Source organism: Streptomyces sp. NPDC057428, from assembly GCF_042803195.1.
GTDB lineage: Bacteria > Actinomycetota > Actinomycetes > Streptomycetales > Streptomycetaceae > Streptomyces.
Map to the genome: position 1 here is coordinate 76,857 of NZ_JBHVCT010000010.1, position 13,805 is coordinate 90,661.

General features: G+C 72.6%; 7 protein-coding genes and 1 tRNA gene. 1 reads left to right on the plus strand and 7 read right to left on the minus strand.

Annotation, left to right across the window (positions count from 1 at the left end; all coding sequences use genetic code 11):
- Positions 1–182: 182 nt before the first annotated feature.
- Positions 183–2,294: a hypothetical protein gene (locus ACFU5K_RS06520; protein ID WP_384057623.1), complete on the minus strand. Its 2,112-nt coding sequence runs from the start codon at positions 2,292–2,294 to the stop codon at positions 183–185.
- A complete protein-coding gene (locus tag ACFU5K_RS06525; RefSeq protein ID WP_384057624.1) occupies positions 2,291–4,036 on the minus strand; it encodes a DEAD/DEAH box helicase in 1,746 nt (581 codons plus the stop codon). Before ACFU5K_RS06525 ends, ACFU5K_RS06520 begins: the two co-directional genes overlap by 4 nt.
- A gap of 421 nt (positions 4,037–4,457) precedes the next feature.
- Between ACFU5K_RS06525 and ACFU5K_RS06530 the strand changes: the two genes are divergently transcribed.
- Entirely contained in the window at positions 4,458–5,627 is a 1,170-nt protein-coding gene (locus tag ACFU5K_RS06530) for a hypothetical protein (protein WP_384057626.1), read from the plus strand.
- Positions 5,628–5,634: 7 nt separating this feature from the next.
- Here ACFU5K_RS06530 and ACFU5K_RS06535 read toward each other — a convergent pair whose 3' ends face one another.
- The 5 genes from ACFU5K_RS06535 to tmk form a co-directional block, all read right to left on the minus strand.
- Entirely contained in the window at positions 5,635–6,900 is a 1,266-nt protein-coding gene (locus ACFU5K_RS06535) for a hypothetical protein (RefSeq protein ID WP_384057628.1), read from the minus strand.
- A gap of 451 nt (positions 6,901–7,351) precedes the next feature.
- Positions 7,352–7,428 (minus strand) — tRNA-Thr (locus tag ACFU5K_RS06540).
- A 98-nt stretch (positions 7,429–7,526) separates the two neighbouring features.
- On the minus strand, positions 7,527–9,056 hold the full coding sequence (locus ACFU5K_RS06545; RefSeq protein ID WP_384057630.1) for an alpha/beta hydrolase: 1,530 nt from the start codon (positions 9,054–9,056) through the stop codon (positions 7,527–7,529).
- Between the two features lie 160 nt (positions 9,057–9,216).
- Positions 9,217–10,422: a DNA polymerase III subunit delta' gene (locus ACFU5K_RS06550; RefSeq protein ID WP_384057661.1), complete on the minus strand. Its 1,206-nt coding sequence runs from the start codon at positions 10,420–10,422 to the stop codon at positions 9,217–9,219.
- A gap of 188 nt (positions 10,423–10,610) precedes the next feature.
- Entirely contained in the window at positions 10,611–13,679 is a 3,069-nt protein-coding gene (gene tmk / locus ACFU5K_RS06555; protein ID WP_384057631.1) for a dTMP kinase, read from the minus strand.
- Positions 13,680–13,805 lie beyond the last annotated feature (126 nt).

Genomic DNA, 13,805 nt, shown 5'->3' on the forward strand with positions numbered 1-13,805 from the left:
ATCTCGGCGGCGAACGCGTGCAGTTCCTCGTGCCCGGGCAGCTCGGTCAGAGACTCGCCGACCAGGGCACGGGCCCCCGGTCCGCGTCCAGCCGAAACGGGACTCCCAGCGGGCCAGCTGCGGCATCGCGCGCTCGGCCAGCACGGACCGGCCCGGCCGATCGGGCCGGGCGCGGTGCGCGGCTACCAGGGCTGGTCTTGGGTCAGTTTCAGCAGGCGCTGCAGGTGCGTGCCGGCCTTGCGCAGGTCGGCCTCGGGGACCTGCCACAGCCGTGCCGCGTCGCCGTAACCGCCCCCGCCGACACCGCTCCAGTAGCAGGCGGACCGCTCGGTGGCGGCAGCGAGGACCGCAGCAGGGTAACGCTCCAGCAGCAGCTGCGGGTCGGCCAGCCGCCACCAGGAGGCCAGGGCGCGCGCGGTCAGGTGCGCCCCGTGCCGGGCCGGGGTGCGCTGCCACAGCAGGTGGGCGACCGGCTCCAGCTCGGCCCGGGGGCGCGGGAGGCGGGTGGCCTGCTCGGTACCGCCCACGCGGTAGCGCGCCATCATGGTGCTGGCGTTCATCGCGTAGGGAGTCCGGTGGGGCAGGACCTCAACGATCAGCCGGTCGGGCCCGAGGGACCAGCGCAGCAGGTAGTCATGGCGTCCCCGGTCGGTGCGGACCTCGCCTCCCGCACTGTCCCAGCCGCGTCGCCCCTCGGCGGGGAGGACCGCGGCGCTGCAGGACTCCACCCGCTCCCGGGAGTCGACGCCGATCCCGTACAGCGGCCCGGCCGCGCCGTACAGCCGCAGCAGGGCGGCGGCGGGCGAATCCGGGGCGCACAGCCGCTCCAGCTTGCGGCGGTCGCCGCCTGCGGCGTGCTCCCAGAAGGTGAAGGCGCGCTTGTCCAGGGTCTGCGGATCGACAGATCGGCGCTGCGGCGGGGACGGGGCGTGGCCGAGTGTGGCGGGCCGGGAGCCGGGGCGGGAGGAGGCAGCGCGCGCTGCGGACACCTCGGCGGTTCGCCCGGCCTTCGCTCCACCCCCGCTCCGCGGTGCGGCGCCGCCTGCGGCCTCGGGCTTTCGTGCGGCCGGCGGCCCCGCGGCAACGGTGGCGCCCGCACGCACCGGCGCCACCGCGCCTTCGGCGGATGCGGATGCGGATGCGGCGGCGCCGTCGCGGGGCGGCGGTACGGACTGCGGGGCTGGAACCGGGGTGGGGTGCTTGGGGGCCAGACACCCGGCGCAGCCCAGGTGGGTCTTGGCCGCGACCAGCGGCGCACCGCTCTGGGCACAGGCCGGGCAGCGCAGTGGAGCGAACTCTCCGGCGGGCAGCAGCCAGTCCAGGTCCAGCGGATAGCGCCGCTCGCCCCTGCGGACATCCAGCGCGAAGCGCAGCACCGGGACTCTCAGCAGGTGCAGCCGGTAGGGAGTGAGCGTGTGGCGGGCACGGTATTTTTCGGCGATCTCGGCCAGGCGGCGGGCGCGCTCCTCACGGGTGCTCTCGATGCGGGCGCGCAGTAGCGCCGCGCGGTCCTCGGGCGCGGTGGCGGCACGGCGCTCCAAGGAGTCCACGGCGGCGGCGTAGTACGCCTCGGCGCGGACGCGCTCCTTGGCGTACGCGTCGCCGATCTGCCCGGCCAGCCCGTCACGGCGCAGCACGGCGGCGGCCTCCAGCATCCGGTGGGCCTCGGCGAGGGCCGCGGCCAGGTCCGGCCGGCTGGTGGAGGCGTGGTCCACGGCGGCGGCGAGCCCGACCGGCAGCGCGGTCTCGGCACGGGGGTCATGGCCGGTGCGGGCGAGGCGCTCGCTGACCCTCGTCGGCACCCGCAGGCGGCTGGGTACGTCGACGAACACCTCGACCTGCTCCTGGAAGTGGTTCTCCGCGGAGAGCTCGTAGCCCACCAGGGCGCCCACGCGCAGTACCGGCCGCAGGGCCCGCTCGGGCGTGGCGCCGGCGCGCGGATCCAGGCGACCGTGGTCGACCGGCAGATGCTCGCGGGCCTTGGACAGCAACGTGGCGGCATCGGGCGGCACGGAGCGCGGCGCGGCCAGGGTGAGGGTGCCGGTGTCGCCCGCGGCCAGAACGCTCTCGGCGGCCTTGGCGACCACCGGGTGTCCGGTCACCAGCAACAGGGCGCCGTCTTCGCGGGCGACATCGGGGTCGACGGTGACTGCGGTCTCCTCGGGCAGCTCCAACTCGCTTGCCAGGGCAGCGGGCAGGAGGGCCAGGGCGGTGTCCCCGGCGTCCTCCCACAGCCCACCGCGGTGCTCGACCCAGTCCAGCCAGAAGGCCAGCCCCGCCTCCTTGCGGATCACCGGCCCGCCTCCTGCTCGTCATCGCCGCCGACCAGGGCGTCGACCGCGCCGCGGCTGTCCAGGTAGTCCGTGCGGGCACTGACCAGCCGCTTGCCCAGGCGCTCCAGGCGTTCGGCGAACTCCGCGTCGTCCCCTGCGGTGGCGAAGGCGTCGAAGACGGAGGCCTCGAAGTCGAAGTCCTCGTCCACCCGGCCCAGGATCATGTCGAGCTCGCCGACGACCAGCTCAAACAGATTGATCTTGGATTCGAGGACGTGCAGGATCCGCTGCTCGATGGTGCCCCGGGCGACCAGATTGGTCAGCACCACATCGTGCTCCTGCCCCACCCGGTGCAGTCGGCCCAGGCGCTGCTCGATCTGCATGGGGTTCCACGGCAGGTCCACATTGGCCATCACATGGCAGAACTGCAGATTGCGGCCCTCGCCGGCGGACTCGGTGGACAGCAACACCGGCGCGGAATCGCGGAAGGCCGCCACCGCCGCTTCCTTGTCCCGGCGCGAGAGGCTGCCGTGGTAGACCGCCGCCAGGACGCCCTCGCGCTCCAGTCGCGCGGCCAGCGCGTCCAGGGTCTGCCGGAAGGCGGTGAACACCAACACCTTCTCCCCCTGTCCGTTGTGCCGGCGCAGCCGCTCCAGCAGGAGATCCGCCTTGGTGGATCCCTCGATTTCCCGGGCCAGCGCCGCCAGGTCCGGCCAGCCCGCCTTGGCCAGGGTGGGCGCGGCAGCCTGCGGGCTCGACCCGGCCAGCCGGGTCAGCCCGCGCAGGGTCAGCAGCCGCGCCGAGGACGCGCCCTTGGCCTCCGCCCTGATCCGGGCCGCGATCCCCGCATACAGCTCCGCCTCCTCCTGCGAGGGCGTCACCAGCACCGTCTCGGCCAGCCGCTGCGGCAGCAGCACCTCGACCTCGCTGCGCCGGTGCCGGACCATCACCTCACGGGTACGGGCCCGCAGCTCGTCCAGGTTGCGCGGCGCCGAAGGATCCGTCCCGGCTCCGGCGTGCCGCTGGCGGAACTGCGCAGGGGTACCCAGCAACCCGGGCGCGACCAGGCTCACGAGCTCGTACAGGTCCTGCAACCGGTTCTCCACCGGAGTCGCGGTGAGCAGCAGCAGATAGCGGGCACGCAGGGCCCGGGCGAGCTTCCCCGAGGCGCTGCGCGGATTGCGCAACCGGTGCGCCTCGTCCGCCACCACCACATCCCACTGCCCCTCGGTCAGCCGGGACTTGAGCGGATCCCGGCGCGCGGCGGCGATCGAGGCGAGCACCACCGGCCGCTCCGCGCCCGCCTCCTCCCAGCCCCCGCCCCGGGCGATCACCGTCGGCAGGCCGAACTTGCGCTCCAGCTCCTCGCGCCACTGCTCCACCAGCCCGGCCGGGGTGAGCACCAGTGTCCGATCCGCCAACCTGCGCATCCGCAGCTCGGACAGGACCAGACCCGCCTCGATGGTCTTGCCCAGCCCCACCTCGTCCGCGAGGATCGCCCGGCCGCGCATCCGCCGCAGCACCGTCTGAGCGGTCTGCAACTGGTACCCGAACGGCGCGAAGGACAGCTGCGGCAGCGACAGGAATGAGTCGAAACCGGGCCTGCGCCACACCTCCACCGCCGCGTCCACCAGCACCGAGGTGACCGGATCCACCGCAGCCGCGCCCAGCCGGGCCAACAGCACCGCGAACGCGTCGGGCAGTCCTTCGGGCCGCGGAGCCGAGCCGTCAGCGATGGGAAGGCGAGTGGTGACGGTACTCAAGCGACCTCGCTCGGGGAGCAACGGAACGGATAGCAACGGGCACGTTCCGTCACCCGCACAGACCAGCCTACCGAAACGCGCGGGACGCGAGCCCTCGTACGAGAACTCCGGCTGCCGCACACCAGGGCCGCCCCTGACCGCAACCACGCCGGGTCGGCCTCCTCGGACAGGCCATCCACGCCGCGCAGCCTCCGCGGCTTCCGGTCGGCAGCAGTGCGAGCGCGCGGTCCGTGCACTCGATCAAGTGCACGGTGCCGTGGTCGACGAGCTTGCTGGCGCGGGGTGTCGACCTCGGCCAGCTCAGGGAACCGCGCCTGCCAGGCGTCCCGGGCCAGCCGCGGCAGGAACAAGTCGCCTCGCACGCGACAAAGCCAGGTCTCCGCTCCATGAGCCGCAACGCACGGCGGTAAGCTGCACAGCCGTGAGCGAGTACCAGTACTACGAGTTCCAGGCCATCGACCGACCGCTGACAAAGGACGAGCTCGAGCAGGTGCGGGCCCTGTCGAGCCGGGCCCGGATCAGCGCGACGCACTTCGTCAACGAGTACCAGTACGGCAACTTCCGCGGCGATGAGCGCAAACTGATGGAGCAGGTGTATGACGCCCATCTGTACTTCGCCAACTGGGGCTCGCGGCGTCTGCTGCTGCGCCTGCCCGCCACACTGCTGCCCGCCCGCAGCGCCGAACCGTACTGCATGGAAGACGCCTTGACCTGCTGGACCAGGAAAGGGCACCTGCTGCTCGACTTCGCCTACTCGTCCGAGGACGACGGCGAGTGGGATTTCGAGACCTCCTTCACCCTCGCCTCGTTCACCACCCTGCGTACCGAACTCGCCGCGGGCGACCTGCGCCCCCTCTATCTGGCCTGGCTCTCCGCGCTCACCCGCTGGGAGCTGGAGGAGGACGTCGACGAGGACGAGTACACCTCCACCGTCGAGCCGCCCGTACCCGCCGGCCTTGCCCGACTCACCGGCCCGCAGCGGGCTTTGGCCGACTTCCTTCACGTCGACCCGCATCTGCTCACCGCGGCTGCCCGCGCCAGCGGTGCCGCTCCTTCCCAGGCAATCGACAAGGACGCGCTCACCGCCTGGATCCGCGCCCTCCCACCACACGAGAAGGACACCCTGCTGCTGGACGCCGCCCTGGGCACCACCCCGCAACCGGGCCCCACTCTGCTGGCCCGCCACCGCGCCGCGTCCCGTGGTACGGCCGAACCGTCCACCGCTGCCCGGCGCCGCTCAGCCGCGGAGCTCCTCGACGCCGCCCACGAGGTGCGCACCGAGCACACCTGGCAGCAAGAGCAGGCCCGCACCCGGGCCCGCCGAGCCGAACAGCGGGCTCGCGAGAGCCACCTGGACCGCCTGGCCGAGAACACCCAGCAAGCCTGGCAGGACATCGCCCACCTGATCGGGCAGAAGCAGCCCGGCCCCTACGACGCCGCCGTCACCCTTCTGAAGGATCTCCGCGAGGTCCACGGCCGTGCGGGCACCTCCGAGGAGTTCACCCGACGCCTGCACGACCTGCGCGAGCAGCACCGCGGCAAGTCCTCGCTGATGCGGCGCCTCACCGACGCAGGCCTGACAGCCCGCTGAGGCGTGCTCAGATGCGGTCGCGCGGCCCCTCGGCCAGGAGGCGCAGGGCGGCGAGGGCGGCCGGGCGGCCAGTGGCGGACAGGGAGATCGGGGCGTCGATGGACCGTTCCCGCTCGTCGAGGTAGCCGAGTTCGCGGCCGGTGTGCCAGAACCTCCACAGCAGCCGCTCGGTGTCCTCCACCTCCATCGTGGTGCCGTCGCCGTGGGTGAAGCCCGCAGCAAGCACCGGATGGATGGCATCGCGCAGGTCCTCGCGGAGCCGGGGCTCCGCCCACAGCGCGCCGAGGGCGCACTCGGCCACCTGCCGCTCCGCTGCGGTGGTGCCGAGCCAGGCCAGCGCTGCCGTGCGCTGGCGCAGCTGGTGATCCGTCAGCTGAGCACGGCCGGCAGCCGAGAGCTTGAGCGTACGAAGGCGCTTGGTCACCAGTCGGTGGGTGCGGGCGAGTTCATGCAAATCGGCCAGCTGGAAGAGGTCCGCCTCGGAGCGCGGCCCTTTGCCGATCGGGTACCAGTGCGGGTAGCGGGCGAACGCGGCCGCCACCAGTTCCCGCGGCAGGTAGCCGGCCTGGGTCAGGGTGACGCCGTCACCGATCTGCTCCAGCAGCCACCGCAGCGGCTCAGCCGTGTCCACGGGTGCCGCGGCCGACTCCTCCAGGGCAGGCAGTACGGCGGCGAGCAGGGCGCGGCGCTCAGTCAGGGGCGCCGCGGCCCACAACTCGCGCCGTTCGCGGCGGACGACCTCCAGCGGGACGCGGCCCTCGAACACGGGCTGCGCAGTAGTGAGCCAGTGCTGGACGAGCCGCCGGCGCGCGGCCGGGAACGCACGCGCGTCTGGGTCAAGCTCGCTCTCGTCCAGAGCCTGCTCCAGTCGACCTTCGAGGTTGGCACGGGCCAGCGCTTCTTGGATGCCCATGACCTGCCCCCAGCTCAGCTCGGGTACGTCCGGCGGGGTCGTGGGCGAGGCAGCCACGGCCTTGCGGTAGGCCGCGAAACCCGCCTCGTCGGAGCGCTGCCAGGCCGCCAGCACCTGGGCGGTGGTCGCGCTCGTGCACACGGCGGCGGACCGAACGCGGCCGACTCCGGTCAGCAGGTCGGCCAGGACGGCGACAGCCCGCCGCTGCTCAGGGGTGTCCGCGTGCCACTTGCGGGGCAGCTCGTACCAGCAGAAGCGTTCGACCTCGGCCGCCGAGAGCGCGACGAGCGGGTCACCGTCGGGCACCAGCCAACCCAGCAGGCGCTGTGCCATCGCCTCGTCCGCCACCAACGACGTCACCTCCGCCGCACTCCGACCTACCTGCCGATCCTCCCACGGACAGGGGTCCCGTCCGTGGGAGGATCGGCAGGAACCTCACCCGTGACGTCGCCCCTCGGCAACCAGGGTTACCCCAGCCTGTCGGAACAGCACAAGCCCTACGCCGCCAACCACCATTCCCAAGGCACTCGAAACCCTCGCCTCTTCCAGGGGCGGCGAGGCGATTCTGACGCGCTGTCACGCACGCTTGTCCACCGACTGTCCACCGGAGCATTTGCCTGCCCGACCAACCGAAGGGCTCAATGCGCCAAAGTCGCAGGTCAAAGCCTTGTCGCGGCTCGCTGGCAACAGGGAGCGAACCCGCGACCGACGCATTGCGATGCACAGACCACAAGTGACCGATCTGCCCGCATTCCAAGGTCAACCAAAAGAGAAAACCCCAGGTCAAAGGCTTGACCTGGGGTTCACCACATGGAGCCGCCTTCGGGATTCGAACCCGAGACCTACGCATTACGAGTGCGTTGCTCTGGCCAGCTGAGCTAAGGCGGCACGCCCTGTCGCACCGTGGTGCGATCAGCAGCGACGCCAAGTCTACACAGTTTCCAGGGGTGCTCCGCACCGCCCGGCTCTGCGGGCGTAACCGCAGGTCAGGCGCACTTCTTTCCGTTCTTGGGCGGTGTCCCGTCCAGCAGGTACCTGTTGATCGCCGTGTCGATGCAGTCGCTGCCCCGTCCGTACGCGGTGTGCCCGTCGCCCTCGTAGGTGAGGAGGACACCGGAGGACAGCTGGGCCGCGAGGGCCTTGGCCCACTTGTACGGGGTGGCGGGGTCCCGGGTGGTCCCGACCACCACGATCGGGGCGGCGCCCTCGGCCACGGTGCGGTGCGGGGCGCCGGTGGGCTCGACCGGCCAGGCGTCACAGTTCAGCGCGGCCCAGGCGAAGCCCCTGCCGAAGACCGGGGAGGCCTTCTCGAAGGCCGGGAGCGCCTTCTCGACCTCTTCGGGGCCGGAGAAGGCGGGGGCCAGGTCGAGGCAGTTGACGGCGGCGTTGGCGAACATCAGGTTGGCGTACTTGCCGCTCGGCTCCCGCTCGTAGTAGCTGTCAGCCAGAGCGAGCAGGCCCGATCCGTCGCCGCGCTTCGCACCGGCGATCGCCTCCCGCAACTGGGGCCAGGCGGCCTCGTCGTACATCGCGGCGATCACCCCCGTGGTCGCCAGGGGCTCGCCCAGTCTGCGGGTCTCTCCGGTCGCCACGGGCTCGGCGTCCAGATCGGCGAAGAGCTTCTTCAGCGCGGTCGCCGCGTCGGCGGTGGACGTGGCGCCCAGGGGACAGTCCGACTGCTTCACACAGTCCGCGGCGAACGACTGGAACGCCGTCTCGAAGCCGGCGGTCTGGTCCCGGTTGATCTCGACCGCGGGCAGCGACGGGTCCATCGCGCCGTCCAGCACCAGACGGCCCACCCGGGCGGGGAACAGGTCGGCGTACGTCGCGCCGAGGAATGTGCCGTACGAGGCGCCGACGTAGTGCAGCTTCTCGTCACCGAGCAGCGAGCGCAGGATGTCCATGTCGCGCGCCGTCTCGACCGTGGAGACGTGCGGAAGGATCGCGCCGGAGCGCTTCTCGCAGCCCTCGGCGAACTTCTTGAAGGCCTGGTTCAGCCTCTCGGCCTCACCCTTGTCGTCCGGCGTCTGGTCCACCTGCGTGTAGGCGTCCATCTCCTTGCCGGTGAGGCACTCGACGGGCTCGCTGCGGGCCACCCCTCGCGGGTCGACGGCCACCATGTCGTACCGAGCGCGGACGGGCGCGGGGTAGCCGATGGCCGCGTACCCCTGGAGGTAGCCGACGGCCGAGCCGCCCGGGCCGCCCGGGTTCACCAGGAGTGAGCCGATCCGCTTGCCCGGCCCGGTGGCCTTCTTGCGGGACACCGCGAGCTTGACGTCCCCGCCGCCCGGCTTCCCGTAGTCCAGCGGGGCCTTCATCGTGGTGCACTGGAAGCCCTCCGCACCGCAGTCACGCCAGCGCAGCTTCTGCGCGTAGTACGGTTCGAGCTCCTCGGCGGCGGCCGAGCCCGTCGCCGACGCACTGGGCGCCGAACCGCCGCTGCTGCAGCCGGAGACGAGCACGCCGGCAGTGCCGAGTGCGGTGGCGAACGTACGGAGCAGGCGCCTGGTGTCCATCCCCGGAGCGTAGCGCCAGGGTCACGAGTCGATCGATTCCCAGCTCATACGGGTGAATTCGCGCATCCCGATGACTCATGAGGGGCGTCGGACACCCCGTCAGGAGAGTGCGCGGGACGCCCGCTGGAGAGACCAGCGGGCCACCGGACCGCCGGCGGGATCAACCCGCCCGCAGCGCCACGGCCATCGCTTCGACGGCGAGCAGGGGGGCGACGTTGCGGTCGAGGGCCCGACGGCAGGCGATCACGGACTCGATCCGCCGCAGGGTTCGCTCGGGTGTGGACGACTCGGCGATCCGGTCGAGTGCCTCCCGCACGTCCGTGTTCGCCAGGGCGATCCGGGAACCCAGCTGAAGCGCCAGCACATCGCGGTAGAAGCCGGTGATGTCGCTGAGCGCGAGGTCCAGGCTGTCGCGCTGCGTACGCGTCCTGCGGCGCTTCTGCCTGTCCTCCAGTTCCTTCATCGCACCCGCCGTACCGCGGGGCATGCGCCCTCCCGCCACACCGCCGAGCGCCGCCTTGAGCTCCTCGGTCTCCTTGACGTCGACCTCCTCCGCGGCCTGCTTGGCGTCCTCGGTGGCCGTGTCGATCAGCTCCTGGGCGGCCTTGAGGCAGCCACCGACGTCGTGGACGCGCAGCGGGAGCTTCAGCACGGCCGCACGGCGGGCACGCGCACGCTCGTCCGTGGCCAGGCGGCGGGCCCGGCCGATGTGCCCCTGAGTGGCGCGGGCAGCGGAGGCGGCCCGCTCGGGGTCGATGCCGTCCCGCCTGATCAGCACATCCGCGACGGCGTCCACCGGCGGCGTACGCAGTGTCAGATGACGGCAGCGGGAGCGGATCGTGGGCAGCACGTCCTCGAGGGACGGTGCGCAGAGCAGCCACACCGTGCGGGGCGCGGGCTCCTCCACCGCTTTCAGCAGGACGTTCCCCGCGCCCTCCGTCAGGCGGTCGGCGTCCTCCATGACGATGACCTGCCAGCGGCCCACGGCCGGGGACAGCTGGGCACGGCGGACCAGCTCGCGGGTCTCCTTCACACCGATCGAGAGCAGATCCGTGCGGATCACCTCCACGTCCGCGTGGGTCCCGATCAGCGCGGTGTGGCAGCCGTCGCAGAATCCGCAGCCGGGGGCACCCCCCAGTGCCCGGTCGGGGCTGGTGCACTGGAGCGCGGCGGCGAAGGCACGGGCGGCCGTCGCCCGGCCGGATCCGGGGGGACCGGTGAACAGCCAGGCATGGGTCATCTTCGAGCCGGGCGGCACCGTCCCGCCCGCGGACTGGGCCGTGACCAGCGCATCGGCATCCCTGGCGGCGGCACCGAGCTGCTCCTGCACCCGGTCCTGTCCGACCAGGTCGTCCCATACGGTCATGGTCATCGCCCTTCCGGTGGTGTGGTGGGAGGGAAAGCCGGCTTTCCCGTCGGCCTCCCATTGTGCGGGAAGGGTCTGACAATCCCGGCGTTCCGTCCCCCGGGCCCCTCACCCACCGGTCGCCGGAAGGCCGACGGGCCCGCCGGGCCGCCGGTGAGCGGCGGTACGGCGGGCCCGGTGCCGGGCCGTCAGCGACGGGGCGCGCGCCCTCCACTGCCGGAGCCGCGCTCGTCGTCGTCGTGGCCGCCGAGCAGTTCGTCGGCCAGCGAGGGCAGATCGTCGAGCGGCGTCTCCTCGGCCCAGTCCGGCCTCGGCCGCTTCCGCTGTGCTGAGCCGCCCTTCGCCGCCCGGCCCGCCTGCGGGTCGTCACCGACCTGGGGCAGTTCGCGGGTGCGCTCGTTCTCGCTCTCGGCCCGCTGGGCACGAGGCTCGTCCCGGAAGACGCCGGGCGGCACACGGTCCGTCGGCTTCTCGTCCCGCACGGGCGGCAGGACCGTGGTCTCGTCCGCGTCCCGCGCCGGACCGTCGGGCCGTGCGACCGGCACCGGCTGCGTGATCTCGTTGGGATTCACGACCGGCGTCGGCACCGTGAGCTCGTTGTCCGGTACCGACGAACCGGGTCCGGGCCGCCCCGACTCGCGGGACCGCTCGGCGGCAGCCGCGGCCTCCCCTGCCCGCCGGGCGGCTTCCTCCTCGGCCCTGCGACGCGCCTCCTCGGAGCGGATCAGCGCCTCCTCGGCCTTGCGCTGCTTCTCCAGGCGCAGTTCCTCAGCCTCCTTGCGGAGTCGAGCTTCCTCCTGGGCCTGCAGGCGCAGTCGCTCCTGCTCGGCGTCGCGCACCCGCTCCTCGGCCTCGAGCCGGGCCCGCTCCTCCTCGGCGCGGCGGCGGGCCTCCTCGGCGCGCTGCCGGGCCTCCTCCGCCTGGCGTTCGGCCTCGCGCTGCCGGGCCTCTTCCTCCTCGCGGCGCCTGCGCTCCTCCTCCTCGGCGCGGAGCTTGGCAAGCTGGGCCTGCCGCTCACGCTCCAGCCGCTCCTCCTCGGCCTTACGGGCCGCCTCTTCCTCGGCCCTGCGCCGGGCTTCCTCCTCGGCCGCGCGGCGCGCCTCCTCCTGAGCCTTGATCTCGGCCTCGGAGAGCGGAAGGAGCCGGTCGAGCCGGTGGCGTACGACGGTGGTGATCGTCTCCGGCTCCTGCCCGGCGTCCACCACCAGGTAGCGGGCCGGGTCAGCGGCGGCGAGGGTCAGGAAACCGGACCGCACACGGTCGTGGAACTCGGCCGGCTCGGACTCCAGCCGATCGGGAGCCTCGGTGAACCGCTCCCTGGCGGTCTGCGGGTCGACGTCCAGGAGCACCGTCAGGTGCGGTACGAGACCACTCGTCGCCCATCGCGAGATGCGGGCGATCTCGGTCGGGGCGAGGTCCCGGCCGGCGCCCTGGTAGGCGACGGACGAGTCGATGTAGCGGTCGGAGATGACGATCGCGCCGCGCTCCAGCGCCGGGCGGACGACGGAGTCGACGTGCTCGGCGCGGTCGGCGGCGTACAGCAGTGCCTCGGCACGGTTCGACAGCCCCGCCGACGACACGTCGAGCAGGATCGAACGCAGTCGCTTGCCGATCGGGGTGGCCCCCGGCTCGCGCGTCACGACGACATCGTGGCCCTTGGCGCGGATCCAGGAGGCGAGTGCCTCGACCTGGGTGGACTTGCCGGCACCGTCACCGCCCTCCAGGACGAGGAAGAAGCCGTTCGCGGCGGGCGAGACGGCCGGCTCGCCGCCCCGCAGCGCCTCGCGCAGGTCACGGCGGAGCGGTACGCCGGCGCGGTCGTCGGTCTTGGCGAGGACCACCACCGCGACGGGCAGCAGCAGCGCGCCGATGAGCATCAGCGCGAAAGCCGCTCCACCGTGCGCGAAGACGAAGTCGCCGGAGCCCAGCCGGTGACGCCCGATGGCGGCGGCCAGCAGCGGACCTCCCACCGCACCGAGCGCGACCAGCACCCGGACGACGGCCTGGAGGTGCTCGGTGTTCCTGGCCTGACGGAAGGCTTCCGTCTCCTGGTCGATGACCGCGTGCCCGATGTGAGCGGCGACACCGGCGGCGTAACCCGCGACCAGCGCGATCAGCACCCCGGTGGCCGTGTCAGGCACGAGGCCGAGGGCGAGGAGAGCCACACCCGTGACCGCGGTGGCCAGCGCCAGCAGCCTGCGTCGCGACAGGGCGGGCAGCACCTTCCGCGCGGTACGGATGCCGAGCGCGGTACCGCCGGTCAGGACCAGGATCAGCAGCGCGAAGGTGACGGGCCCGCCGTCGAGGTCCGCAGCCTGCAGTACGGACACGGAGGCGGCGGCCGAGATGGCCCCGGCGACCGCGGCGGACGCGGCGACGACCAGCGGGATGCTGCCTGTGCGGCCCCTGTCCGAGCCTGATTCGGTGGCCGGACGGCGCAGGCCCTCCAGCGGGGACCGCGGCCGGGGCGTCTGCGTGGCCGGGAAGTGGAGGAAGTAGAGGGTCGAGATCGAGGCGGAGAACAGTCCCGCAGCGACGTACGAACCGAGGGCCGCCTGGTGGAAGGAGAACCAGTCCAGGCCGGTACCCAGCAGTTCACCGATCAGCGAGGCCACGACGAGGACCGCCGCTGCCGCCGGGACGGCGAGGAAGTTCGTGCGCAGGGAGAGCCTGCGCAGGGCGTCGAGGTGGTCGGGCAGTGGGCGCACGGCGGCGCCCTCCAGGGGCGGAGCCGGAAGCAGCGCGGGAGCCGCGCTCTCCTTGGCAACCGCCCACAGCCGCTCGCCCGCACCGGTCACGAACACGGTGATGAGGATCATCATGAGTGCCTTGTCCGGCATCCAGTCGATCCAGAGGGGCGCGACGACCAGCAGGGCGAGCCTCAGCCCGTCCGCCCCGATCATCAGCCAGCGGCGGTCGACGGGACCGCCGGGCGCCGTGAGTGCCGTCAGCGGCCCCAGGAGTACGGCTCCGAAGAGCACTGTGGAAAGAATCCGGGCGCCGAACACGGCGGCGACGGCGAAGGCCGCCCCGCGGTATCCGGCCCCGAAGGAGCCCTCGACGACCGCCGCCTGCAGCGACAACAGCACAAGCACGAGAAGGGCGAGTGAATCGCCGATACTACCGGCGACCTGGGCGCTCCACAACCGCCTGAGCGGGGGAACACGCAACAGGGCTCGTACGGCGCGCTCGCGTGAGTCTGCGGCAAGTGTGTCGGAGGTGGGGCTCACGACCGGTGGCTGCTCGGCTCGCGTCATCCGCCCAGCCTATCGGGAGCGGTGCGGTCACCGGGGGTCTGGTCCGAACATATGCCCGCGGGGATCCTGATCACCGTACGCACGAACGCCGGAGGGGCTGGTCGTCCCAGCCCATCCGGCGCTCAT

What these genes read in the sequence shown, in the direction of transcription:
- ACFU5K_RS06545 (WP_384057630.1), bottom strand. Translation starts at nt 9,056, where the DNA reads ATGGACACCAGGCGCCTGCTCCGTACGTTCGCCACCGCACTCGGCACT.
- ACFU5K_RS06550 (WP_384057661.1), bottom strand. Translation starts at nt 10,422, where the DNA reads ATGACCGTATGGGACGACCTGGTCGGACAGGACCGGGTGCAGGAGCAG.
- tmk (WP_384057631.1), bottom strand. Translation starts at nt 13,679, where the DNA reads ATGACGCGAGCCGAGCAGCCACCGGTCGTGAGCCCCACCTCCGACACA.